Below are 26,295 nucleotides of genomic sequence, written 5' to 3'. Positions count from 1 at the left end.
TTGAACCGGCAGAAGGCATTAGTGATGAGCTCCGGAGAGCACACCAGGACGGGACACGACGTCCAGCAGCACCCTCCATTTGAGGCGCAGGACGACGTCACTCTCCTAATCACCGAACATTCAGGACACACCCGCCCGGTGTCGCGCTTCCGGGACGTCGTCTGCACAGCAGCATGTCTCCTGATTGCCGGGATCGTTCTCCTCCAAATGGACGCCATCACGGACCGCGGCAGCGGACCGAGCGCCCTCAACGGGCGTTTCTGGCCCACGATGCTCGCCACCGCCCTGATCGTCACCGGCACCGCCATAGCCTTGGTCGCGTTTTTCAAGAAAACGCCTGCCGTGTCTGACCAGGAACAAATCTCAGTCCCCGGGATGCTGCGGCTCACCGCCGCCATCGTCCTCCTGGCCGCATACGTGGCGTCCTGGGGCACCATTCAGTTTGCCCTGTCCACGGCGGTTGTCACAGGCGTCATGACCTACCTGTTCGGCGGCCGAAACCTCACGTCCTGGCTGTACTTCCCCGCAGGACTTGGCATCCTCTTCCACCTCTTCTTCATCGTCCTACTGAAAGTCCCGATCCAATGAACGGCAACCCAATAATTGACGGACTGCTCGCGGTCCTGGACCCGGCAGTCCTCATGTGGATCGTCGTTGGACTCCTCGTAGGCATGCTCGTCGGTGCCTTCCCCGGAATCACCTCCACCATGGGGGTGGCGCTGGCCAGCGGATTCACTCTCACACTGGAGCCACTGCAGGGCCTTGCCATACTTATCACCATCTACGTCGGCGCCACCTTCGGAGACCGCCTCCCGGCAATCCTTCTGAACACTCCAGGAACACCAGCTTCCATATCCTCAACCTTTGACGGCTATCCCCTGGCGAAGCAAGGCAAAGCAGGCCTGGCGCTGACGACCTCCGCTATCGGCACCGCGGTCGGACTGCTCACCGGCGTGGCGGTCCTCGCCGTCGCAGGCGTTCCACTGGCGGCGTTCGCCCTCCAGTTCGGGCCCGCAGAACTCTTCGCTCTGGTCGTAGTAGGCATCACCATGATGGTCGGGGCCTCCGCCGGCCGCCTCTGGAAGGGCCTCGCAGCCGGCGCATTCGGCCTGCTGCTTGCCACAGTGGGACGGGACCCCATCACCGGTGACCAGCGGTTCACCTTCGGCATCAACGAACTCAATGGAGGAATCCCCTTCATTCCAGTGATCATCGGCCTGTTCGGCCTGGCCGAAATCATGAACCAGATCATCGTCCACCGGAAGGGCCCGACGGCTAAGCCCGTTACCCAACTTGGAGAATGGTGGCCCAGCAGGCAGGTCATGAAGCGGTTGCGCAAACCCATGGCCATCGGCGTCACCACCGGCGGGGTCATTGGCCTCATTCCCGCCGTCGGCGGCGACATCGCCGGCATCGTGGCATGGGAAAACGCCCGCAAAGCCTCAAAGCATCCCGAAGAATTCGGCAAGGGATCACTCGAAGGACTCACGGCCGGTGACACCTCCTCCGCCGCAACCCTCGGCGGAAGCCTCACGACCACCCTGGCTTTGGGTGTCCCCGGTGACTCCGTTATGGCCGTCATGATCGGTTCAATGCTCGTCTGGGGCATCACTCCCGGCCCCGCACTGTTCTCCGAGCAGCCCGACCTAGTCACCTCGATTGTCGGAATTATGGTTATCGCGTCCATCGTGACCTTGATCCTCAGCCTCGTCCGGATGCGGGGGGTTGCGAAACTCCTGCAACTGCCCAAGCACTACCTCTGGGTTATCGTTCTCCTCTTCTGTCTGGGCGGAACCTACTCGGTCCAAAGCAGTATCTTCGACGTCATCATGATGATGGTCTTCGGCCTGGTCGGACTCTTCATGGTCCGTTTCGGATTCCCTCCCGGCCCAGCCGTTCTTGGACTTATCCTTGGGCCGCTTGCGGAGTCGAACCTGCGCCGAGCCCTCGTCATCGATGGATGGGCCACGGTCTACAGCAGCCCCATCGCAGTAGTCCTTCTCACCGTTGCTGTACTAGCGCTCGCGGTTCCCCCGGTCCGCGGCTTCATCAAGTCCCGCCGCGGACTCAGGGCCAGTCCAGCCGCAGAGGAGGCTGTTCAGGAGCAAACCAGGGTTTGACCTTTGCGGAGCGTTAAAGGGACTGTCCGTTTCTCAAAGAACAGCGTTGGATTACGTGAGAAGCGGACAGCTGCACAGCAGCGTCCAATGGGTACCCGCACTGGGTCCCTGAACATACAGCATACGAGCAGCTTTCGCGGCAGCAGTGAGCGGACGACGGCGGAACTTCCCGCCGTCGTCCGCTGCCGCTGCAATCCCCTTTGGGTCCTTCTCTGAGGAACCGCTACAACGTCGAGGTGGGCGCTGGCCACTATCGTGTCGGCGGCAATGGTACCAACTCGTCGTCGGACCATCCGGCGTCCAGAATGCGGCGGCCGGACGAGCCAAGGCCGGCCCGATGGCGCTGCGGGCCGGGCGCTTTATCCCAGCACACACTTGCATCAGCACCGGACACTCCGCCCCAATCCTTACCGACATCGCCTTCATAAATTGGTGGGAGGGCAGAGGCAGCAAGGCCCACCAATTCTTACAACACGCCCTCGATGCCGGCCCCGGCTCGTCAGTGGCCAGGCTCGGCGAATTTATGATCAGAACCGGATCGGTTGTCATGTCATGCCGCTCCCTGCGCTTGCCTGCATGAACAGGTATCAGGGCGGAAACTCCTGGCCCGCCGCAAACCCAAGTCCATCCAAAGAATAGTCAGCAAGTCATGTTGCGCGCGGCCTTAGCCATCAAGAACTGGTGGATGCGAAAAACCAGCGGAAGGACGAACAAACATGAAGGGACTGCCCCCGGTTTTGTTGACTCCTTGACCTAACGAGCTTGTGCTCGTGGAAGGATGTTGACCATGCCCACGCCGTATGGGGCGGAGTTCCGCCAGGATGTTATTGATGTAGCCCGCAAGGGTGAAGCGCCCCTGGCGCAGATCGCGAAGGATTTCGGGCTTTCGGTCACGACGCTCAAACGCTGGATCGCCATTGCCGAACGCAAGGAATCCGATGCTGGCCCGGCGGCTGCGGAGTCGGCTGAGATGCGGGAGCTGAAGAAGCGGAACCGGTTGTTGGAGCAGCAGAACGAGGTTCTGCGCCGTGCTGCTGCCTATCTGGCCAAGGACATCAACCCAAAATGATCTACCCGCTGGTCACGGATCTTGCCGCCGACGGTGTTCCCGTGGCGGTGACGTGCAGGGTGTTGGGATTCAGCAAGCAAGGCTATTACCGGTGGAGGGCCAACCCGGTGACGGAACGGGACTTGGTTGATGCGCACCTAGTCAACGCCGCGCGGGACATCCACGCCGACGACCCGGCCTTCGGGTACCGGTTCATCGCCGATGAGCTCCCGGAGATGGGCATCGTGGCGGGTGAGAACAGGGTCCAGCGCCTGTGCAGGGACCACGGCATCTGGTCGGTGTTCTCGAAGAAGCGGGGCCTGAACCGGAAGCCGGGGCCACCGGTTCACGACGACCTCGTGGAGCGGGACTTCACCGCCGCTGCGCCGAATGAGCTGCGGCTGACGGACATTACCGAACACCCCACGGCGGAGGGGAAGCTGTACCTCTGCCCGGTAAAGGATGTCTATTCCGGCAGGATCGTCGGGTACTCGATGGATTCGCGGATGAAGTCCTCGCTGGCCGTCGCTGGGCTGGAGAACGCGGTGCGGGTACGCGCCCGGAAGGGACCGTGGTTCACTCGGACAGTGAGACTGTCTGAACCGGTATTCCTAGAGGATCCTTGACTCGCAGGGTGATGGATGCGACAGGATGCTGGTGCCGGGTGCGCCCAGGGTTCTGCGCCAGTGTGCTCATCACTGTCTTGTCCGCCGGTGGTCGATGCCCGGGGCCGTGCCCCTTGCACATCGGATGGAACGGAGGAAAACGACATGACCAAAACGCCGAAACCAGCGACCCGGACCAGGCACCGACGCCCGTCTTCGCTGGCGTCGACACGCACAAAGAACTGCACGTCGCCGCCGTCATTGATGCCGGCGAGACAGTGCTGGGCACTAAGAGCTTCCCGACAACACGCACCGGCTACCGGTCAATGCTCGCCTGGATCGGCGATTTCGGTGATCTGGCCCGGATCGGCGTCGAGGGCGCCGGATCCTATGGTGCGCGCCTAACCCGACACCTTGCCAAACCCGGTGTCATGATCCTTGAGGTCGACCGGCCCGACCGGTCTGACCGCCTCCGTAAAGGCAAGGACGACGATCTGGACGCAATCAATGCAGCCCGCGCCGCTCTGCATGGCCGACGCACCAGCATCCCAAAAAGCAAGGACGGCGCCGTCGAAGCTCTGCGCGTGCTGCGCATCACCCGCGCGCGCGGTCCGGGAGCGCCGCAGCGCCCTGCAACTCCTTCGGATGTCGATCGTCTCCGTGCGGAGGTGCTTCGCAACCAAGTCCGTCAACAAAAGCCGGGGCAGTCCCCACCGTTGGCTGAAGAAAGCTGACGAGGAAGATGACCTAAAAACCAGGGCAGCGAAGGAAGAATCCGCCGAGCTGCGGGAAGCGAAAAAGCGCATTAAGCTCCTAGAACAGGAAGCCGAAGTCACGCGCCGGGCCGTCGCGTATCTGTCCAGGGACATCAACCCAAAATGATGTTCCCGCTGGTCCTTGACCTTGCCGCTGACGGTGTTCCCGTTGCGGTGACCTGCCGGGTACTGAACTTCTCCAAACAGGCCTTCTACAAGTGGAAATCCAACCCCGTCCCGGTTCGGGACTGGGAGGAAGCGCATCTCATCAACGCTGCGATCAACGTCCACGCCGATGACCCAGCTTTCGGTTACCGGTTCATCGCTGACGAGCTCAACGCCGGCGATAAACCGGTGGCCAGTGAACGCCGGATTTGGCGGCTCTGCTCGGCCAATGGCATCCTCTCGGTCATCCACCGCAAACGGGTCGGAGGGCGTAAGGCTGGTCCGCCGGTCCACGATGACCTGCTCGAGCGGGACTTCAGCGCCGCGGCGCCGGATACGAAGTGGGTCACGGACATCACCGAGCACCCCACCGGAGAGGGCAAGCTCTACCTGTGCGCGATCAAGGACCTGCATTCGAACCGGATCGTGGGGTACTCCATAGACGGCCGGATGAAAGCGTCCTTGGCGGTGACCGCGTTGGCCCATGCCGTGGCGCTCAGGAGCCCGTCAGGGACCGTGGTGCACTCCGATCGGGGTAGTCAGTTCCGGTCCCGCAAATTCGTCTCGACGCTGCACGCCAACGGCTTGAATGGCTCGATGGGCAGGGTTGGCGCGTGCGGCGATAACGCGGCCATGGAATCGTTCTTCGCCCTGTTGCAGAAGAACGTGCTGAACCGGAAACGATGGGAAACCCGCCAAGAACTACGCCTGGCCATCACCACCTGGATCGAGCGAACCTACCACCGCCGGCGACGGCAAAAAGCCCTCGGTAAACTAACCCCGATCGAGTTTGAGACAATCAACAACATGGCGCTAGCCGCCTAAAAACTATCAACCCCACGAGTCAACCAAAACGCGGGCAGTCCCGTGCCGACAACTTGATGAATCCGCTGCACGACACTCTAACTGGCGGCTCCCCAGGTAAATGAGCGCGTGACACAGGATCCCTGTGCAAGTCGTCTTGCCGACGGTGCACCCGCATACCGGACTCGAGCTTTACGACGGGTACTGTTTCAGCACGGAGAAGGGGCGTCACGGCTGGGAAAACGTGGTGACAACCCTACCCCACGCCCATCGATTGCCCGAAGGCGTCAGCCTGGCGGTTTACCTCGTCGCGCGGGGGTGACCAACTCATTCCACTCCAGGAGCAGGAACACGTGTGCCCATTCCTAAGAGTCGTCGTCCTTCCTTCTCATCGCCCTCATCGACCAAAGAGGTAAGACAGCTCTTGTATGGCGCCGCCGCGTATTGACTTGCGCGGGCCACTTCCGTCAGAGGTTGAGCAGCCGCATTGCTCTCGGTACTTGCACGGCGAAGCAGTCCCCGGGCGAGCAGCCTCTGGCGGTCAAGCTTTTAGTAGACCCTCCCTAGGCAGCAGTTACTTAAGCTTGCCAGGATCATCGGCTCTAACATCACCGCTGAATGTCTACAACCCGTCCTCCTAAGTCATCGGATTCCGGTCGACACCAACATAGACCTTAGTTGGGGCCACAGGTCGGTTCCGGTCGCTCCCAGTTCCGCCAGTTCGCGAACGCGGCCCGCCAGTGCCAGCCAGTCCCCGAAAGATAATCGCTTATCCCACGGACAGCCCCATCGGACAAGGATGTCGCGGCCCTCCCCCGCAGCGCACATCGCCGCAGCCCAGTCACCCCTGTCGAGTTGGATCGCGGCGAGCAGGATGAAAGGCTCGCCGAGGACAAGGCCGAGTGCGCACCGATTGAGCAGCTCGCCCACTGAATCTAGATCGAGAGGGTTGAGGCCTAATGCACTCTGGTACGCAAAAAGTGCTTCACGCTCTTCCTCCACAGAAAACTCGACGACACCCATGATTGGATGTCGCTGATCTAGCGCAACCCCGGATCTCGCTAACTGCCAGAGACGGCAGATGAAGACAGCAGGCGATCGATCCGGCGCCGCCTGTTGTTCGAGCAGATTCGCCATCTCGATGCACCGCAGCGCAGCCAGCTGCTCCTCTGAAACTTGATACTCCCCGTTGTCAATCTCGACGGGCAAGTCGTCCAGAAGGCTAGTTCGGCTTATTCGGCAGAAGGCATAGACGAGAGCCTCTGCCTCGTTGCCGATTAGTTGTTTGAGCCTCTGCCGTTCAGCGATATCAAAAAGGCTGTCCGTGTAGAATTCCGTGCCATAAGTGCTGTGGAACAAACCTGCCGTACAAACTGCCGGTGCGCAGCCCCAAGCAACCAGAATTTGATGGACACCGAACAGGTGGTGCATAAAATTTCCGGCACCATGAGGCATGGAGCGGGTAGGAGCCAATACGTTAAGGTATTGGCGCATTAGTTCGCTCATATTGTGCGCTCGAACCAGTCACGCGCTACCCGCTCCAACTCCTCCTTGTCGTCCCTAAGCAGCTTGAGGCGTTCCATCAAATCATCTACAACCGTCGTGAGCGTCTGCACGGTTTGGGGATCCGACCACGGCGTCGCGTTCAGCGAGTACATTGGACTACGGCTCTCGGTCCTTGTATCGATCAGTGCTTTAAGGTAAGTGAGCAGACAGTCCCCAGGGCTGGCGTTTTCGTGATCAAACGCCAGGTTCAAGGCGAGCGAGTCCTCCTCCGCTTTGGCGCAGTGCCAAGTTCCCGCGGGTAGGCACAGGAAATCGCCCGGCGAGAGAAGCACGGTTTCCATATCGGCCTTTTCGGGAGGCTCGAAACCTGCCTCCCTCAGATATTCGGTGTGCGGAGAGTTCTTTTTCGGGTAGCGGGTCTTAGGGTCGAGCTTGTACCACCAACGCTTTTTGCCCGAAATCTGCAGCGTAGATGCCACACGTGCATCGAAGTGCATGTCGAAACCACTGCCCTTCTGTGAAAGGTAGGCACGAACCGAGACCTTCCCCGTGTAGTGCAATCTCGTGCGGACTGCGGCAGTCATCCGCCCGAGGGTCTCATGGCCCTCCTGCATCCCTGTGACGCAGATCGAGGCACCGGCTCTAAGCATGTCTGGGATATCAGCGATTCCGATATGGGCCTGACGTAATAGGGGAAAGACAGCTCGAATGTCATCCACCTTGTCGAGATTGTCTTTGAAATCGGCCGTTCGAAAGAGGTTATCGAACTTGTCGTCCGGGCCCGGGATAAAAAGCGGACACCTTTCAAAGTAGCGCTCGATGAACTCCTCGACCGATACGGGGCTAAGAATTTCAGACAGTACATCCATGACTTCTCCTGATTATCTAGGTGGAACTATTGGCTGTGCACATCATGGAAGATTCGATAGGCAAGCCCTTCTGTCTCAAGACCGTGCCGACCTCGCAAATTGGCCGTATGCAGTTCCGCGGGAAACCAAGTCTGTGGCCACCCAAGTCGTCGTATGTAGACGTCCGGATAGGCGTGGGCCACAAGGTCACCGAACCCGCCGCTCTTCGAGTGATCCTCGATGGTGTAGATTGCGGAATATCCCGTGTGAATGATTTGCTGCAGTGACTCGGGGAGGGGCTTAACCCTTATCACTTGAATCACCCGAGCAGAAACGGCCCGGTTCTGCAGCGACGCCGCCAGATCCAGGGCCCAACTCGAAGCAATCCCGCTCGACAGGATCAGAACGTCCGTGCCGTCCCTTAGCTCCAGAAGTTCATTGTCGACGCTGCTCGAGCCCTCGATGCCAAACTTCGAAAGGCGTAAGTAGGCAGGACGCCTGTCGCGGATGATGGTATCGACGGCGTACCTCAGTTCGACCTCCGAGGCCGGGGACCAGATATCGACGTCTGGCAGACAGCTAATGAGGCTGAGATCGATCAGACTGACATGCGTGTTGCCGTTCTTCAGACCGTCTATCCCCGCGTTGGCGCCGACGAGAGTTACGGGCAACCGCATCTGACTCATCCCACAGCGAATCTGGTCGTGTGCACGGCTACACAGAAAGGCGGCGAAGGAGAACACCCAAGGATGCTTACCCAGGCCAGCCAAGCCAACCGCCACCGAAACCATGCTCTGCTCGGCAATACCAGCCTGGACGAAACGCGGTCCGAACCCACGAACCAGATCCTCAGTGAGTCCGTAGGAATCGCCGAGGTCGGCGTCGAGCAACCAAAGGTCGGGGTCGCGACTTCTGTAGTCGTCTAGGTGTTTGGCGAGGCATTCAGCTAGCTTGAGCATCGATCAGAGTCTTTCGCGCCAAGAGATAATCGCTCTCGCTCAAGCTCGTACAGTGACTGAGATGCGGGTGCTTCTCAAAGTAGGGAATGCCCGCCCCTTTCACCGTTCTGGCGATTGCGACCCTGGGACCCTTGTCCTCGTCAGCCTGTCGCCCAGTCACCCATCGCTTCAACTCGCTACCAGAGTGACCGTCCAGATTCACGACCTTCCAACCGAAGGCCCGCCACTTCTCGACGGCGCCAAGCAATGGATCCTGATGCTCCGGGTCGAGGAACGGCCAACCACACTCCTGATAGCCATTGCAATCGACGACGGCGTGGAGGTTGTCCAGTCGGTTGCGGGCGGCAAGATCTGCGGCCTCCCAAACCTGCCCTTCTTGGCATTCGCCGTCACCTAGCACAACCCACACCTCCCTGCCAGTGCCAACGGCAGCAAGGGCCGCACCGACCCCGAAAGAAAGCCCCTGGCCGAGGGAACCGGTCGAAAAGTGGACCCATGGGTTGGAGTCTCTGCACGGATGGACTTCCACGCCTTCAGCGGCGTCGCCGTAGCGAGACAGGTCATGGCTCGCCCACCCCAGCGTGTCCAGCAACGCATAATAGGCAATCGCTCCATGCCCCTTCGAAAGGATGAGGATATCCCCGTCTTCGATACTGGGTCGGATGTCTGCGTAGGTCAGAACGGCTTGAAGAATCTCCACTACGCTGCAGGCTCCGCCGAAATGACCGGAACCTGCTGTGTACAAGGCGTCAAGAATTCGTAGGCGGGTGGAGGCGCCAACCGAGTCAGTTCCCGGACGCCTCAAGGCTTGTTTCCCATTGCCGTGTCGTTCGCTCGCTTCGGTCGCGCCCCTGGCCCTATCGAGTTGAATATTCTCAGAATCCGTCATAGTCGATTCCGTTCCTCTCGCAAACGTCACGAAGCATGCGTAGCTGCTCCAGCGGATACTCGTGGTATGAAGTTTTCTGAACGAAAAGGCTGTAGCCCTCAGGTGGAAACGGTTGTCTCGCCGCGGTTAGATACGCGATCTTTGCTCGGGCAATATCATGCATTGCCACATACGCGTCCCCCATTAGGCAATAACCCTCGGCCATGTCAGGTCGGAGTCGAGCAGCGATTCGAGCCACATTGAGTGCTTCCCGCCACCGTTCGAGGTACAGAAAACAGACTCCGATACCATCGAGGGCGGCCCAGCGGTAGGGATCGGTGAATCGGTCGTGTTTAAGGCAACGCATATAGACCTGTTGGGCCTCTTGGTAGCGGCCCAGTTTGCGAAGCCCTTCCGCAAGGTAGAAGGCGGCGCGGAGATCGGTCGGATCGTCACACAGGATGGACTCGCAGATTCTTACGTTACGCTCCGATGATGTTTCCGGCTTCTCCGGTTGGCCCAGGTCGCGAATACGAAAATACCGGGCTGTTAGTACCTCGCCCGCTGCGGTTATCGTCTCGTGCACGCGGTGCCGAAATCTTTGAATCGGCATGTTCTGAAAGATGCGTATCGCAAGCCATTCAGTCTCGCCGCGGACCATCGTGACTGCTGCGGCTGTCGCTGTAGTGGCCGTCAGCACGTCGTGAATGGCAAAATTACTTCGATTCGTGAAGACCTCGTCGGCATCGATTGAGAGGATCCACTCACCACTGGCCAGTTCCAAGCAGTGATTGCGGGCAGCCGAAAAGTCGAAAATTTTGCCGGATTGATCGTTGCAATCCGTATAAAATTGGAAACGGTCGGCACGCGCCATTGCGATCTCGGCCGTTCGATCTCGCGAGCCCGTGTCGACGATGCAGAGTTCGTCATACACGCCGACGATGCTCTCGAGGCAGCGCTCTAAAACGCTTTCTACATCTCTAACGATCAAACACGCGCTTATGGTCGTCACAGCTCTGCTCGTTCCCTCGACGAGTGCGCCTTTACGTCTTCAGTCCATGTTCCTCGGAACATATTCCTGTCGTATCGGGCAAGCGCGGTACGGAACATACGATCCCGGCTCTCCCATCGATTTTCGACCGCCGGATACTCCGATAGGCGGGCCCGATCGTCATGCGACAAATGGGTTAGGGTGCCGTACTGCTCACGCTGCAAGTTTAGCCCCAGTGTTAACCGACAGATCATGTCTTGATCTTCCCAACCCCAGCCGTGCAAGAAGCCGCCGTAGCCGTTGATCCTGACGAAATCATCACGCTTTACAAACAGAAGACCCGGGGCGTTCCGAAGGCCCGTAGAGGTGTCTTCTTCAAAATCGACGATCTGTACCTCAAGGTCGTCCTGAGTTTTGATTGTCATGTGATAACCGAAACACCGAATATGGGTAGTCCCGAGGGAGTTTAGTGACTCCTCTTGGACATGGGCCACGGTGACAAAGGTGCGAGGTGCGCGAGCGAGTCGTGAGCACTCCGATACAACGTCCCGCTCGAGCAGGATGTCGCAGTCGCAAAAGAACAGAAGAGGATGGTTTGCATACGCCGCGCCGACATTACTCGCACTGGCTTTGTTGAAGTATCGGGTGCCGTCCACTTCCACTACGCGGAGTCGACGACTCGACGGCAGTCTACTCACGTTCAAGGAACCCGAGTAATTCACGAGGATCACTTCCCCGCCCAACTCGTCTGCTACGACGACGGCCCGGCTGATACTGCGGTAGACCTCGTCGCGGTTCTTCCAAGGGATGATGATGCTCAGCATTGGAAATGCCTTTTGTACCATGCACTGAGCGTCAGCAGCGCCCAAAGTTCTGGCCAGCAACGACCATCGACGGCATCGCCAAGTTGATTGCGCTCGATGGCGTCGACGTAGTAGGGCAGTACATGCGGCTCAAAGATTCCGGCTTCCCAGATCGGGCTATTGATAAGTCTCTCCAGCACCACAGCGCGGAATACTGCGTGCTCCAAATACGAGCGGAATGGAAAGTCAAAGACGCCGCGCTCCCTCCGTATGAGCTCGTCAGGCAGCACACGCGATGCTACCGACTTCATTGTCACTTTGCTATGCCACTGATTGCTGTAGTACTGGAACCGCTCGCTCGGGTATAGCGAGCAGGCTGACTCGACGAGGCTGGTATCCAGAAACGGGAACACGATGTGGGCTCCGGAGCGGCGGGCATGGCTCGCGAAGTCGCGCAGAAGTGCATCGGGAAGACGGTGTTGGCATTCATGGGCAACGAAGTACGAGAACAGATGCGTCCTGCGGTCCATGGGACCACACTCCCGATAGAACGCGCGCAAGTCTGAAAACGCTGATTCCGCTCCAGGAGCAGTGCTCAGAATTGCGTTAGCGCGGGTGTAGCTGAAGAAGTCCGCGACACCCGGGAATAGCACATCGTCGGTCCATTCCACATAATCGAGCAAATCTAAGTGTTCGACGGCGCGTTTGGTCACGATTTGCCGAACTCGGAAATAGTATTCAAAAGCTTTGCGGTAATTTGCTAAGACTTCGTCCGCACCCAACCCGGAAACAATATGCGTGTTGCCGTCGGCGACGGCGGCGTCAACCAATGCATTGCTGCAGATAGTTGCCCAAGCGCTTACTGGTCGCGGCTCATCGAGGATGTTACGAAGGTGCATCACGCTGTCTTCGACGGTCAATTCAACCCGCTTCAGCGGCAGACCAGACGCATCCGCTGCGATCCGCGCGTAACGGTACTCATCCGGGTACCTGTCTTCGGCATATGTCACCGTATAGCAGACCGTAGACTTCGGGTGAGTCTGCCCGGCAACATGCGCCAAATAGCTGGAGTCGATGCCGCCCGAGAGAAGAAGTGCGTTTCCCTCAGTTGCGAAGCCATTCCGGCTGGCGCGTTCTAGGTGGACGCCGAACCGTTCCATACGCGACGCTCTCGAAATGATCGGCATCGGGTTGGCGAGCGGCGTCCAATAACGCTCCGGTTGCATCTGCCCTTGCTGACATCGTACAAAGTGTGCGCTGGGCAAGCTGTCGAGACCCAGCCAAAGCGTGCGGCCTAAGCGAGCTCTGCCGTGGAGCAGGTACGTCAGCGTCGAGGCGACGTCGAGGCCACCTGAGGGTCTGCCCTGAACGAGGGGTTCGAGAGTCGAGGAGAACTTAACCTGCGCGCTGTCTGATTGGTAATAGAGGCTGTCTACGCCCAAGCGGTCTCGGAATAAGATCAGATTGCCCGATACGTACATCGCCACTGAACATGTGAGCACTTCGCGCTCGATGATGCCAAGAGGGGACTCCTGGCCACGGGCCCAAGCATCAGAGAACTCTCGTAAAGTCTGCCAGTCTCGTTCGCAAGTGGGGCTCGCGGCGAGCACCACTCCGGCATGGTGAAACATGAATGACGCAGCGATCGCGACGCCCTCGCCGAGGTAGACCGTGGTGCCATAGCTGGCCCATTGACTTACCCAGTCACGCTCGCAGAGGACATCTGGATCCTCAGAGTGAGGTGTCAGGTCGGCAATGCCCATCAAGGCGGGGGGGCCCATCATGATCCCGCTGACTCGCAGCTAAGGCCCACGCCCGTAGATGAGGCGAGAACCTGATCCAGTCGTTGATATCGAGCGAGCGCCTCACTCGGGTGCATTGATGCCCCGAGAAAGCCAAGTGAATCGGGCAAGGCTTCTTGCATTTCGTACGTGAAATGCACCGTACCGTCGTCGCCTATACCGGCTATGCCGTCCCTACGCGCTGCTCGTTCGTTGAGGCTGATCATCTCCAGGGGGGAAAGCGTCGGACTGGGCATCATCTCGAGTCTTCCCTCCTGAATCCGGCACGGATAGCCGCCGGCAACCCCGAGTGGACCGGGCAGGCTCGTTTGCCGGACTAGTTGGGGAAAGAGCAGTGCTTCTATGACATCGATGGCGTGAGTAGCGGCGAGCCAATTTAGCTCCACTGTGCGGGCCATCGGGACCGTATCTCGCATCAGCTCGGACCAGAGCAGGTGGACTCCGTCTACTTCGATGTGACAGTCCGCATCCAAGTAACTCAGGCAGGATCCAGTCAGCAGCAACTGGACCAGCGAATGGTGAGCAGTGACGCGAACGTCGGCCCCCGGTAGCCGAGTGCTCAAAACTCGGTGGAGCATACCCGCATTGCCAATCCCGCATAGGGGGGCCTTTCCGGTCGCGGCAAGCATCGGATTGATGGCATCGGGGAACGAGCAATTGATGACCGGGATGCTCAAACCGAGTTCTTCGATCGCGCTCATCAACGCGTAGATTGGGGGGACCTGCGCACACAATTGAGCGCCGAATCCGAGTTCGCCGAGCGCCTTGCTCAGCGGTCGCATGTCGGTGGCGTGGGCCCAGGGGGAGCGCAGCGAGGCGCAATTGATAAAAATGTCCGCCTCTTGGCCGCCCAGGTAGCAACACAGTGCCGTCGCGTCCAGTAAATCAAGCTGGACCCACGAGACTGACCCCGTCGATCGGTCAAGCGGGAGCATGGCGGCAACAAGGCTCGCAATGGCCCCGACCTCGGTGCTACGGCTGACAAGGGTGATTTCTGGAGTCGGCACGATCCTTTGTTGCAGTCCAACCGCAATTCGGACAGCCAGGTTCCCCACCCCGAAAAGGACGATCCGTTTGACGCCGCTCTCGTTCTCTGGCGGACTCTCACACATGAAAGACAACCCCGGTGCTTCGGGTGCGCCCTTCGGCGGCCAGAGTAAACAAGGCTAGTCCCCCCGCGTTCCATGTGTGCAAAATCGACACCGGTTGCCGCTCCAACACCCTACTCAGCCTTCCCCGTGTCCCCGCCTCCGCCGTCGACGATCCGGTCACGGTATCGTTTTGCGAGAGAATCGAGATCGTCAATTAGACGCCCAACGTTGGCCTTGGCAGCCCTGAATTCTCCGTCCTTGCCCGTATCTCCGCCGCCACCACCATCGGATCTCGTCAGCCGATCACGGTGGAGGCCGGCAAGCATGTCCAGGTCTTTGAAGAAGTCGTTGAGGGCTTCTCCGTCCTTGCCGGTGTCGCCGTCGGTAGCCGGAAACTTGCGTCGATATTGGTCGGCGACCTGATCGATCTCATTGAAAAGCCGTTTTACGCGGGTGCCAGCGCCGACGTCCTTGCTGATGTCACCGTCATGCGGAGATTGTCGCGAAGCCCTCTGCTGAGACGCAGCTTCGTCGAGGTTCGCGACCAAGTTTCCCGTCTCGGAGATCGAGGACAAAAGATCGCTGGCCTTACCAGTGTCACCACCGCCGCCGTCATCCACTTGGAAGCGACGCCTGAAACGTCCGGCCAGTTCATCGAGGTCTCGGGTAAGGTCGTTGACAGAGTAGTTGTCTCTCTCCTCGCTGGTCACGGCCGGCCTCCTTCTCCTCACATTCCTTGTGGTTGACCTGAGGATTGCACCACCGGCGTTACAGCAGCGTTACGGGGCATGTGCCTGCTCCGCCTCGTAGCGGAAGGATTGCGGCCCGATCGCTTGGCCAACAAGTCGGTGATCTAAGTGGCCCGTTTTTGACAGCTCCCATACCGCGAACTCCCGCACAGAAAGATGGGGGACGGCTCACCAGAAGACGCAGCATCGCGACGAGCTCTTCCAATTGCTCCTTGCGAGTTGGCTAGCCGAGCTTTTCCGACGCTCTCAGTTTCCCGCCGTGGACAACCCGGATTAACTCATTCTGAGCATTGGCTAATAGCGCGCGGTTCGGACGGGGCGTATGGGAGGGGCAGGAGGCGCCTCGGCTTGGAGGACCGGTTGATCGAACACCACCTATGGACGGAGAGCCGCAATCGCCCACCGTGGGCGGACCAGTGTATCTCGGTGAATCCAGCTATCGAGTCAGGTCAGATGTGGAGGAATCGGTGTCCACGGCTGATCGCTTCGGCGTGCTTCCACCATTGCGGGCACCAGGTCACACCGCCTTGCACGTTGAGTTGCCTGCGGTAGGTGCCGGCGAGCTTGTTTCTGACGAATTCGGGTCGTTCGAGTAGAACAGTTCAGGGGCGTCCGAGGTCCATCTGCAGGCGACTTCGGAAAATGACAAGCGGTTCGTTGTGCAGTCAGCTTCTGAAAACGACAACCACGCTGAGTTCCGGCAGGTCTTCTGGCTCGGTTCGCAATAATCAAAGGCTCTGCGAACTAAGGGTCATAGCTGTTTATGAGCTGGACGGCTTGTGCAGTGATCAGAACTGTGAGGGATGGCGCAAGCTCAATGACTTCGTCCTTGAAAAATAAGTGTGGACACTGTACACACTCCGTTTGACGGGACAAACTCGCCCCGCGACCCCCTCTACCGGTCCCCCAGGCCGGCCTGCGGCAGCGCAGGAGTGCAGGTGCGGACAAGTCATGTTGTTCCCGCTCCCCCGGCCCATGAATAGGTGTAGGCCACGCCGGGCCCACCCAACAAAACCGGAACGAGGAACTCCAGGAACCAGTCACGGCAGGCGGAAGACCCATCAGCCAGGGACTTGAATCCGCCACCCCACACACCTGCATAGGCTTCACGGCAGCCAGGCCAAAGTCCGCAAACCAACCCGTCAGAGCGACGAGCATCAAGCTTTGTACACTCGTCAAAGCAAAAGAGCCTCTGACGAGGGAATCTGTCGTGCCCGAGGTGGGACTCGAACTACATTCTGGCCCTTGAGAACACTGGGAACCCGCGAAAACCTATGCAATAAGAGCCGGACCGGCCGATATCCGGCCAAGTCCACCGCCAAATCTGTTGACAGTGTCAACACCAGTTGCTGATTAATCTTGATCGGACAAGCACAAGTAGCTCCCGCCGCTTGCCACTAGTTTCCAGGACGCGTTTCCGCTCCGGCGAGTGAAGCGCTCAGTGTCGCTGCCTTGTCGGCGAGTTCATGGCGATACCGCTTTCCCGAGTAAGGCAGCACCAAGGCTAAAGCGGAACCTAGGACGCCGACGGATACCGTCGCAAGCAGCACCGACTGGAGGGCATCACCTGGATTGAATGTCCCGTCGCCCGCTAATCCCCACAAGCAATAGAACGTTAGTGACACAGTGGGAACGTAGAGGATGAGTCCTCTCGCAATCATCGCCAGCGATATGTACCATCGCCCCCACCTAGGCTTGATTTCCTTCAAGCGAAATTGAGGCCACGTCAACATCTGTGAAGTTCGTGGGGCGGCGGCTATCTTCCGCAACTCAAGGGCCAGCTCATTGATGTAGAGTTCGGCCGCCCGCAACTCCGCCATGTGCCAACCCTGATTCATCGGAAACCAGAGGAACGCGACGGCAAGTCCTAGTAACAGAGCGGCAGGTATATCTTGTCCAACGGGCTGAGCCTTTAGGGCCTGGCTAGCGTATATTGTGCCTGCTGCCCCGACCGAGCCCAAGACGGCCAGGAAGTTCGACGCTTCATTCTTCAGTTGCGACTGAAGGAATTCATCGCGGGCTCTAAGTTCTGAGAGGAGAACGTCCACATGCATCTGGCGAGTGGACGTCTCAACTTCACCCCTTGATCCCAATACGGGAAAGTTCCACTTAGGCATCCTGTCGCTCCTGTCGCCAGCGTAATGTGGTGCCACTCTAACCGCCCGCATGAGACTCAAGATACGTTGACCTTTTTGCGTGTCTGCTTACCTTAAACGAGAGGGAACGGTTGCCACGAGACTGCCTTCTCAAGATTGCCCGGAGCCTTGCTACGCATAGGGAAACTTCCGGGATAATTTCGCTCAACTACATGGGCTGTCGCGCCCCCTGTACGCAAATCGCCCACAGCAGATGCCTCGTTGTCGGACGGCTCCCGGCGGCATGTGGTGATTCCCGATGTCGCGCGCCGGCACCGGGGCGGGAACATCAGGAAATTACTACTAAGATCTTCCAGAGGGCTGACGGATCCTTCTAAGTTCAGCACTGCGCTGGGCTGTCCCGACCTATCTCTCTCATCAAGGTTTACGGCCTGCGCCCCGCTCCATGGCAATGGCACGGACGCTGCGGCGGGCTCGGTGCGGGACATCAGTCATCAAGGTTCACCCTGCCACAATAGATAGTCTTTCGCGCTCCGCTGCCACCACAATTCGTGCAAGCTCGACCTCAGATACGTCAACTGCGTCGGGAGCCTGCTTCGCAATAAGACTGTCCCGAGCGAAATCGTCAAAGAGCTGCCTCTTGTCTTTCAGAATGTCGCGGATGCGCTCGTCTACGCTGTCTTCCGTAAGCAGACGGTGCACCTGGACGGTATCGGTCTGGCCCATGCGGTGAGCTCTCGCGATCGCCTGTGACTCCATCGTTGGTTTGATCTGCGGCTCGCAGATCACAACGACCGACGCAGACTGAATGTTCAAGCCGACACCACCCGCGGTTATTTGCGCAACGAGGACGGCGCCGTGCCCGGCCTGCGAGAAGCGGTCAACGAGCTTCTGTCGATCTGCCGCAGGGAGGGACCCTGTGAGGGGGCCAAAGACCTGACCGGGTAGTAGTCGAGCGACCTGGTTCAGGACTTCTCGGAAGTACGAAAAGACGATAATGCGTCGGCCATTAGCTTCAGCTTCTCCTGCAATCTCTAGCAGTCGGCTGACCTTCATGGAATCTTCCGACATCATTGCGGCGCGCCGCATTAACATGAACTGGCCTTCCCTGACCGCTCCGCTGTAAACCAGCTCATCAGAGTGCGACATCCCCATCCACTCATCTATCTCGACCACTTCGGGAAGCTCTGTGAGAACATCCTCCTGGTTACGGCGTAGGTAGGCTGGCGCGACATGCTTGCGAAAGGCCTTGGCGAGAAATTCAGGCGCTTCCTCCGCGAGATCAGGGCGGATATAGCTGATCAGATTGCGGAACTCGGCGACACTGTTCTCCAACGGCGTGCCAGTCATCAAGATGGCATACTTCGTGGAATTGATGATCTCCGCCGCGGCGAGCGAGCGCCTTGCCCTGGGATTCTTGATGTAGTGCGCCTCATCGAGAATGACGCACCCCAGATCGACTCCACTCAAGTACTCCTCTATCCACGGCAGGAGATCATATGTGGTGACGGCAACGCCGCCATTCTTTACCCACGCCTTTGCCGCGTGGCTTCGCTCCCATAACGCGCCGTGGAGGCGTGAGGCCTTCAACTTGGTGTGCTTTGCAGTCTCGCGAGTCCAGTTACTAACGACCGCGGCCGGGCAGACGACGAGAAAATGCGACTGACCGCGCGCACGTAGATGGGCGAGAACGGCAAGGGCTTCGACTGTCTTACCCAGCCCCATCTCGTCTCCGATGATCACCTTTTCTTGAACGAGGGCGAATCGGGCACCGAAGCTCTGATAAGCGCGTAGCGAGGCGGTGACGTAATCCCGTATAAGTTCCTTGGCGCGGACTGCTGCAACGATCTCCTCCGGGAGGTCGCCGTGCATGCTCTTCTCATCCTCGGTCATGAATCCAAGTTCAGTGAGCATGCCGAAATAATCGGCCGGTCGGGAGAGGAAATCGGTCCAAATGGTCGCAGTACCGAGAGGAGGAACGATGCGATTCAATGCGTCATTCAACACATCTGAAACGGCGGGGCGGCCTTTATGAACCTTCCCTTTGATGATCACCAGTACCCCGAGGGGCGTAAAACTGCTCTTCTTGATGAGTCGAGATAGACCCTTAGCGACTGCAACTTCGTCCTCAGTTGGGCTACACTTTCGTGCGCCATCCCAGCGCGCGAGCGACTCTAATAGCGCGGTAGTAGCCTTGCCCTTCCGCTTTACGTCGATACGGACGGGGGTCTCCTCTCGCACAGCCTCGAAAAGACGCAATGACGCCTGAGCGATAGACCGGGCGGAGGACTCGCCAAGACCGGGCAAGGACTTCAGTGAATAAACGTCTTGGAAGCGCAGAACATCCCAAACGTTGTGAAGGTCGTAATCCTGCAACGGAGCTGTCCGAAGCTGCCGCTGCGGAGCTGCCTTGCGTAGGACTTCGAGATCCATCGCCTTCAGCGCATCGGAAACGTCTCCGGCTCGGACTTTGTCGGCCGCTGCACGTGCCTCTATCGCTGCCTCATTCGCGGCTTTCTCGGCGTTAGTGATGAGCGGGAGCTTGTCCCACGCGCCCTTCAGTAAGTTGAAAGGGAGACTCTCGGCGATCGTGTAATTCTCGGGCAGATAGGTTTTCAGCCCAAGGGAGGGATCGCGTAACTGATTGGAGTCAGTCGGCATGTCCTGGAGGTTGACAGTCAGTCGGGCCAGCTGCGCTTCGACGAAGTTGGCGGTCTCGTAGGCTTCCAGGATAACAGGGTGGGCACGCTCACATCTTCCTCCAGCCTCGCACTCCCAGTCGGAGTTGAAGCCGTCACCAACCACCGCGGCGACCCGGCTAGCCAGCGCTGCGGTTTCAGTCAGGAACTCGTTGTCTTTCTGAGTGAGCGCGGCGTCCCGAAGCACCGAGAGGCTGGAAACCAAGACTTGACTGCTCTCGCCCAGTGGGAGCAACCTCATGGCTGGGCGGCTGATCTTGATGGAGGCCGAGTCCTCAATCAGTTGCTGGACGATAGCTTTTGTGTTGGCCAATGCATCCTCGCGAGCGGCGTGAATTTGTCGCACCAATTCCGGCCAACGTAAGACATCCTGGTGGAGAACTGCGACCTTCTGTCGCTCCTCCTTAAGCAGACTCCCTACCCGATCACAGGCCGCTACGACTGCTTGCCCCTCGCCCGATGCCAACAGATCCGCATGACCCTGATGTAGAAGAGACGCAGATTCGTGCGCACCTTGGCAGTTATCCGCATCGCATGAGCTCGGGTCGAGGAGGCGCCGAGCGTCCGGGCTATGCGCCTCGCTGAGGTCTTGGATCCTCACCGCAGCAGTCCGTTCGATTTCTGAAAGAGCGCCGGTCCGTGTCAGAAGCAGATGTTCGGCGTCGATCAACGCGAGTGACGCTGCCATCCCCCACTCCTCAAGGTCATCCAAATCAGTGCGCAGTCGCGCCCGCTGGTCCTTCATCTGTTCCTGTATGGAGGCGCTGGCCGCCACAACTGCTTGCCCGCCCCCCGATGTGAGCAAATCCAGATACGCCTCATTCAAGAGCGAACCGGCTCGGTGGAGGCCACCACAGTAGCCAGATTCACAGGAGGCGGGGTCAAGTAGCTGACGTACCTCTGCGCTGTGTTCAGCTAAGATTTCTCGAATGGTGGCCGTCGCCGTTAGCTCTCCTTCTGTAAGAGCGTATGTCCTCGTCAGGGGCAGATGTGCGGAGCAGTGCAAGACGACTGAGGCTGACCTATCCCAGTCCTCCAGGTCATCCAGTGCCCCGCGAAGTCGCTCCCACTCATCTGATCGCTCTGCCTGGAGCCGTTCGGCCACACCAAGGATGGGATGATTCGTTCCGCGCGCGGAGAGTGAGGTGTGCAAAGCTGCCAGTCGTGCTGTTGCTTCATGGGTCTGCGAGCACGACTTACTGCTGCAACCCAACTCCCCTACAGCAGAGCTACCCATACCAGCATCTGTATCGTAGGTTTGGATGAGAGTCTGAATTGCATTCGATTCAAGCTCCGACAGCACCACTGCACGATTGATGGGCATGTGCTCCGCAGCGAACTCGGCCTGCTGTGCGGCCGCTCTCCAGGTCGCCAAATCACTAAAGATCTGAGGCAGTTGGGAGCGCTCATGCGAAAGTTGAGCTGACACGCGGGTCGCGGCAGCACTTATCCGCTCTGCAGTCCCGACCTTGCGTCCGATGATATGGGCTTTGTGGAGAATGTTGACGGACGCGTGAGCCCTAGCGCAGGCGCCTGCCGCGCACCAGGACGGATCGAGAAGCTTCATCGACTCATCGTGATGCTCATTAAGTAGGTCGATGAGTGCTAACCCAGCACTACGTTCATCATCTCCGAGGGCCCGGTCTCGGGTGATTGGCAGATGAGAGGCCTCATCCAGCATCTGTGACGCCTTATTTCCCGTGGTGCTTAGGGAGCTCAGAACGTCGGCGAGGTCGTCGCGTTCAGCGACTCCTCGTGCTGTCAGTTCATTCTGGAGTTGCTCGAGGCGTTGTGGGGCCCCGAGCGTACAGTACCAATCTCGGAAGTGGACAAGTCGGGCAGCGGCGTCATGCGCGGGTCGGAGTCTCTTGCCACCCGTGAGCCAGGTTGTCTGTGTCAGACGGTCGGCTTCGTCGGGATCGCCGGACTCAGCTGCCTCCTCAACCCTGACCAAGAGAGTCCAGTCATCGTCCGCTAGGTTAGCTGGGCCTGACAGCGGTAAGTGCGCAGCGAGGTGCCGGATTTCTTCGACTGTCTGGATCCAACCCCGCACTTGTTCGATAAGCACGCTTAACTGTTGGCGCTCGGCGCGCTTCATCGAGCCCCCTTGGCAGTATTCTTCAAGATGGTTGAAGGTCCGACGCGAAGTGGACCGGCTGGATAGCATCCTACGTGAAGCTGGAGTAAATCAATTGAAGTTAGAGGACTTGGCGCCCGGCCTGCAGATCACTGGCGTTGTGCCTCATGAAGTAGTGCAGGTGATTTTCGGTCAGCCTCATGGTCAGGACGCAGTTGAGCTGACGTACAAGACATCGTCGGGTGACTTGGGACAGCGCGTGATGTTCCGGCGTGACGAGGATTCGCTTGCGATCTCAGCTTCGGGGAGCCGTCCATTCGACGCTTCTTCCATCGACTTCAAAACCGTCGCTGAAGCGCAGCGAATTAAGCTGGCAGGCCTGTACGATCCAATGCTCGCCGTAGCGACGAGTAACGTTCAGCCGCTTCCTCACCAGATCCGTGCAGTATACGGCGAGTTGTTGCCGCGCACCCCCTTGCGATACCTGTTGGCGGATGACCCGGGGGCTGGCAAAACGATTATGGCGGGGCTTTATATCAAGGAGCTGATCCTTCGTGAAGACGTGCAACGGTGTCTCATAGTCGCGCCAGGCGGTCTAGTTGAGCAGTGGCAGGACGAGTTGTTCTTCAAGTTCGGTCTGTCATTCGAGATCCTGACAACGCCCATGATTGATACAAGTCTGGGCAACGACGTCTTTGAGAATCATCATCTGCTTATCGCGCGAATGGACCAGCTGGCGCGCAACGAGGACCTCCAGCAGCGGCTGCGGAATAGCCACTGGGACTTAGCGATCGTAGACGAGGCGCATCGAATGGGCGCACACTACTTCGGCAGCAAGTTGGAAAAAACGAAACGGTTCCAACTCGGAGAGCTGATCAGCGAAGTTTCTCGGCACTTCCTCCTCATGACCGCGACGCCACACTCAGGTAAAGAGGAGGATTTTCAACTCTTTCTTAGTTTGCTCGACAAGGACCGATTCGCCGGTAAGAATGGCGTCTCCGTCGACACCAGTGACGTCATGCGCCGAATGGTTAAGGAAGACCTCTTAACGTTTGAGGGTCGCAAGCTCTTTCCGGAACGGATTGCCGAGTCTATCCCCTATGAGCTCACCGAGCTGGAGAATGACCTGTACCAGCAGGTGACCGACTACGTTCGTAACGGCATGAATCGAGCAGCCAAGCTTGATGGCAAACGTCGTAACACTGTCGGTTTTGCGTTGACTGTTTTGCAACGGAGGCTTGCGTCGAGCCCAGAGGCTATTCACCGTAGCCTGGTTCGTCGCGCGCAGCGACTGGACTTCACTAAGCGTGGCATTGAGAACGGGACTTATCGGGAGGATCGCGATGTCCTCAGACCCGAGCGCTACAAGTACATTACTTCGGACATCGATATTGTCGAGGTGTCCGCCGAAGATCTCGAGGAGTTCGAAGAGAACGTAGTTGACGCTGCGACGGCGGCAGAAACGATCGCCGAGCTTGAAGCAGAGATCCAAGAGCTTACGTCACTAGCGGAGGTCGCCAGGGAAGTACGCGAGCTCGGAGAGGACAAAAAGTGGTCCGAGCTTCGATTGATTCTTGAAGACAACGTCATGCCGCTGGATTCCAGTGGGAAGCCACGCAAGCTCATCATCTTCACGGAGCACCGAGACACCCTGAACTACCTCATGGAGCGCATCACGCACCTGATTGGCCGCCCAAAGGCTGTCGTCGCAATCCACGGTGGCATTCGCAGACACGATCGCCGTGCCATCACCGAGGAGTTCACTAAGAATCCGGACTGCCAGATCATGTTGGCAACGGACGCCGCGGGCGAGGGTTTGAATCTCCAAGCCGCACATCTGATGGTCAATTATGACTTGCCTTGGAATCCAAACCGTATCGAGCAGCGCTTCGGGCGTATTCATCGCATCGGGCAGACGGAGGTTTGCCGGCTATGGAACCTCGTCGCCGCTAATACCAGGGAGGGCGAAGTCTTCACGGCGCTGCTTAATAAGATTGAGGAGCAGCGGAGAGCCTACGGTGGCAATGTTTTCGATGTCCTAGGTTCGGCTTTTGCAGATACACCCCTTCGGGAGCTGCTGATTGAGGCGATTCGCTATGGTGAACTCCCTGAAACCAAGGCACGTATGCACCAAGTTATCGACCGAAGCGTGTCCGAGGGCTTGCAAGAACTGCTTAACGAACGCGCCTTAGCCAACGAGCACCTGTCCAATGCCGATCTTGCCGCCCTCCGAGCGTCAATGGATGAAGCTCGTGCTCGTCGTCTTCAGCCTCATTACATCGAGCTGGCTTTCAAGGAGGCCTTCACTCGATTCGGCGGCAAAATAGTGAGGCGGGAGAAAGGCCGCTTCGAGATCGGTCATGTGCCGTCCACGCTTCGCAACGGCAAGTACGGCCCCGTCGCCACGAGATATGAACGCGTGACTTTCGATCTCAGCCTCGTCCACGATGACGAGGGAACCGGCGCGGACTTGCTGGCACCAGGTCACCCTCTCCATGATTCGGTGATGGACCATGCGGTTACCACTCTGGCAGGAGTCCTCAACCGGGGCACCGTGCTTGTCTCCTCAAGAATTGAGTCGCCCTGCTTACTGGTAGGGGTTGTCGAAGAAATTGTCGACTCGTTGGGAGCTTCGGTCGCGCGCCGATTCGGTTACGCCTATGTGAGCGAGGACGGCGCAGTCACCGACGCCGGTCCGGCTCCCTACCTGGACTGCATGTCGGCGCCTGACGTTGCCTCCGTTCGCCAGGCGAAGGCACTTCCGTGGTTACACAATGCAGAATCAAATGCGGTGAGCTGGATTATCGAGAACGAATTGCCCAGCTACCTTACTGCCATCCAGCCTCGGCGATCCGCCGAACTCGACAAACAGCGCGGGTTGGTCGAGGCACGTCTCAAGTATGAGATTGAGCGACTTCTCTCGGAGGCGGTTGCCGCGGCCGAGCGGGAGAACCTTGGAGAGAAGCTGAAAGAGTCCTCGGAGAGCTTGAGCCGAAAGGCGACGGACCTCCAAACGCGCCTCGACCGCCGGCTCGAACTCATCGACCAACAGGGCAAGATGTCCACCAAATCGCCGCTAATCGTCACAGCGGCACTTGTTCTCCCTGTTGCGATGCTTGATTCCGATGTCGCTAGCGATGGCAAGGCGATGAGCGGGGTGCCATCAACGGTGCTTCAGCGTCGCAGCGTTGAGGTTGTGCTCGCACAGGAGCGAGAGATTGGTCGGGTCCCTGAACTGCAATCGAGCAACACTCATGGTTACGACATCTTGTCGACCGACCCTGTGTCCGGTCAGACCTACCGCATCAAAGTCGTCGCATATGATGCTGAAGCGGCCGATTTCTGGGTCACACACAATGAGGTTGTAGCGGGTAAGAATGCTAAACCCCACCATCGCCTTGCTCTAGTTCGGCTTGACTCAGGTCACCCCGGGGGCGGTGACGTCCGCTACCTTGATAACCCCTTCGTGAACGTTGAAATAAATGATTTTCAGGCCACAGGACATGCGGGAAACTGGCATCGTAATTGGACGCGCGGGAAGGCGCCTTTCTGACGTCGCCCTATTCAACAGTGGATGATTCCTGACCCGCGACGGTGTCAATAAGGCTGCACCTTGCGCCCCTTGGAGCCAAGGGCAAATCACTGCGGCGACGGCGTCCTGCAATGACCGTCAGAGGCCCTCAGCTGCTAAAGCGCCACCAGTCGCACACAAAGCTGTATGCGGTTCTCGCTGTCCACTAGCCGGCCGCTATCGGGAGTCTGCTGGATCAGAACCCGCAGGTAGAAGTCCCACTGCCTCCGACGTCCGCAAAAGGACGACCGCCTGATCGTGAGCCGAACCGTCATTGGCACAACTGCAAAACCAACGAAAAGTCTCTCGAACGTTGCGCTCCGCCCCCGACGCGCTACCGCTTCGCTCTCGCGCTGCCGTGACGTGCTCTCGTTCTCACGCCGACGCAACGCACACACTCGCAACGTTTCACACTCGGCTGCATCGCGTCGCGGCGACCCGTGTTGCTATTCGCTAGTATGTGCATTCGAACTCGTACCGATGACCACCCGGTCCAACGCTCGTCATCGTGAACATCCCAGGGTTCTTGCGCTCAGGATTGCGGAATGGAACGGATGGCGTCGCTCCAGTTGAACTATCGAAATCCCATGCGTCAACTACTCGGCCGTTGACGACGGTCGCTCCCGGCCCCGGAATCGCACCATTTTGTGCACTGCAACCGTAATCACCGTCCTTCAGTGGAACGCCAGGCTGGCCTGCCGCGAACCAACCGAACACGCACGTGCCAATGATCCCCGC

16 protein-coding genes and 2 pseudogenes are annotated in these 26,295 nt (G+C 58.7%); 6 read left to right on the top strand and 12 right to left on the bottom strand.

What is annotated here, in order from left to right; genetic code table 11:
• Positions 1–24 precede the first annotated feature (24 nt).
• The 5 genes and pseudogenes from KTR40_RS08315 to KTR40_RS08295 all read left to right on the top strand — a co-directional run bounded on the left by KTR40_RS08315 (position 25) and on the right by KTR40_RS08295 (position 5,518).
• Positions 25–588 (top strand): tripartite tricarboxylate transporter TctB family protein, encoded by a 564-nt coding sequence (locus KTR40_RS08315; RefSeq protein ID WP_139029004.1) that lies wholly within the window; start codon positions 25–27, stop codon positions 586–588.
• Entirely contained in the window at positions 585–2,120 is a 1,536-nt protein-coding gene (locus KTR40_RS08310) for a tripartite tricarboxylate transporter permease (protein WP_139029003.1), read from the top strand. Before KTR40_RS08315 ends, KTR40_RS08310 begins: the two co-directional genes overlap by 4 nt.
• Before the next feature lie 787 nt (positions 2,121–2,907).
• Positions 2,908–3,754 (top strand): annotated as a pseudogene (locus KTR40_RS08305) (IS3 family transposase); the annotation flags it as partial.
• Between the two features lie 222 nt (positions 3,755–3,976).
• Positions 3,977–4,433 (top strand): annotated as a pseudogene (locus KTR40_RS08300) (transposase); the annotation flags it as partial.
• Positions 4,419–5,518, top strand: a protein-coding gene (locus KTR40_RS08295; RefSeq protein WP_370633193.1) for an IS3 family transposase whose coding sequence is annotated in 2 segments (ribosomal slippage) — positions 4,419–4,641 and positions 4,641–5,518 — 1,101 coding nt in all. Because the reading frame shifts where the segments join, the coding sequence is not laid out codon by codon here. The pseudogene KTR40_RS08300 and the gene KTR40_RS08295, both read left to right, overlap by 15 nt.
• A 621-nt stretch (positions 5,519–6,139) precedes the next feature.
• Here the strand turns inward: KTR40_RS08295 and KTR40_RS08290 are convergent.
• From KTR40_RS08290 to KTR40_RS08235, 12 genes are all read right to left on the bottom strand, one after another.
• Positions 6,140–6,928 carry a DUF6817 domain-containing protein gene (locus KTR40_RS08290; RefSeq protein ID WP_228405837.1) on the bottom strand — a complete coding sequence of 263 codons (789 nt, stop codon included), beginning with the start codon at positions 6,926–6,928 and terminating at the stop codon, positions 6,140–6,142.
• A gap of 71 nt (positions 6,929–6,999) precedes the next feature.
• Positions 7,000–7,872, bottom strand: coding sequence for a cupin domain-containing protein (locus tag KTR40_RS08285; protein ID WP_228405836.1), 873 nt, complete (start codon positions 7,870–7,872; stop codon positions 7,000–7,002).
• A 26-nt stretch (positions 7,873–7,898) separates the two neighbouring features.
• Positions 7,899–8,810 carry a transketolase C-terminal domain-containing protein gene (locus KTR40_RS08280; RefSeq protein ID WP_228405835.1) on the bottom strand — a complete coding sequence of 304 codons (912 nt, stop codon included), beginning with the start codon at positions 8,808–8,810 and terminating at the stop codon, positions 7,899–7,901.
• Positions 8,794–9,699, bottom strand: a complete 906-nt coding sequence (locus tag KTR40_RS08275) for a thiamine pyrophosphate-dependent enzyme (protein WP_228405834.1) — start codon at positions 9,697–9,699, stop codon at positions 8,794–8,796. Before KTR40_RS08275 ends, KTR40_RS08280 begins: the two co-directional genes overlap by 17 nt.
• Positions 9,686–10,690, bottom strand: coding sequence for a glycosyltransferase (locus KTR40_RS08270; RefSeq protein ID WP_228405833.1), 1,005 nt, complete (start codon positions 10,688–10,690; stop codon positions 9,686–9,688). The genes KTR40_RS08275 and KTR40_RS08270 overlap by 14 nt, the downstream gene beginning before the upstream one ends.
• Positions 10,687–11,493 (bottom strand): galactosyltransferase-related protein, encoded by an 807-nt coding sequence (locus KTR40_RS08265; protein ID WP_228405832.1) that lies wholly within the window; start codon positions 11,491–11,493, stop codon positions 10,687–10,689. The genes KTR40_RS08270 and KTR40_RS08265 overlap by 4 nt, the downstream gene beginning before the upstream one ends.
• Positions 11,487–13,235 (bottom strand): asparagine synthase-related protein, encoded by a 1,749-nt coding sequence (locus KTR40_RS08260; RefSeq protein ID WP_228405831.1) that lies wholly within the window; start codon positions 13,233–13,235, stop codon positions 11,487–11,489. Before KTR40_RS08260 ends, KTR40_RS08265 begins: the two co-directional genes overlap by 7 nt.
• 17 nt (positions 13,236–13,252) lie before the next feature.
• Positions 13,253–14,281: a hypothetical protein gene (locus tag KTR40_RS08255; RefSeq protein ID WP_228405830.1), complete on the bottom strand. Its 1,029-nt coding sequence runs from the start codon at positions 14,279–14,281 to the stop codon at positions 13,253–13,255.
• A 215-nt stretch (positions 14,282–14,496) separates the two neighbouring features.
• Complete coding sequence (locus KTR40_RS08250; protein WP_228405829.1) at positions 14,497–15,075, bottom strand: hypothetical protein; 579 nt, start codon at positions 15,073–15,075, stop codon at positions 14,497–14,499.
• A gap of 488 nt (positions 15,076–15,563) precedes the next feature.
• The gene (locus KTR40_RS19015; RefSeq protein ID WP_255708883.1) at positions 15,564–15,647 is read right to left on the bottom strand and encodes a DUF4913 domain-containing protein; all 84 of its coding nucleotides are present in this window, start codon (positions 15,645–15,647) and stop codon (positions 15,564–15,566) included.
• 864 nt (positions 15,648–16,511) lie between these two features.
• On the bottom strand, positions 16,512–17,231 hold the full coding sequence (locus KTR40_RS08240) for a hypothetical protein (RefSeq protein WP_228405828.1): 720 nt from the start codon (positions 17,229–17,231) through the stop codon (positions 16,512–16,514).
• Between the two features lie 480 nt (positions 17,232–17,711).
• On the bottom strand, positions 17,712–21,476 hold the full coding sequence (locus tag KTR40_RS08235; RefSeq protein WP_228405827.1) for a DEAD/DEAH box helicase: 3,765 nt from the start codon (positions 21,474–21,476) through the stop codon (positions 17,712–17,714).
• 580 nt (positions 21,477–22,056) lie between these two features.
• Between KTR40_RS08235 and KTR40_RS08230 the strand changes: the two genes are divergently transcribed.
• On the top strand, positions 22,057–25,539 hold the full coding sequence (locus KTR40_RS08230; protein ID WP_228405826.1) for a helicase-related protein: 3,483 nt from the start codon (positions 22,057–22,059) through the stop codon (positions 25,537–25,539).
• Positions 25,540–26,295: the final 756 nt, after the last annotated feature.

It is taken from the genome of Pseudarthrobacter sp. L1SW (assembly GCF_020809045.1).
Lineage (GTDB): Bacteria > Actinomycetota > Actinomycetes > Actinomycetales > Micrococcaceae > Arthrobacter.
The sequence above is the reverse complement of the archived record's forward strand: the minus strand, read 5'-3'. Positions and strand labels throughout refer to the sequence as shown.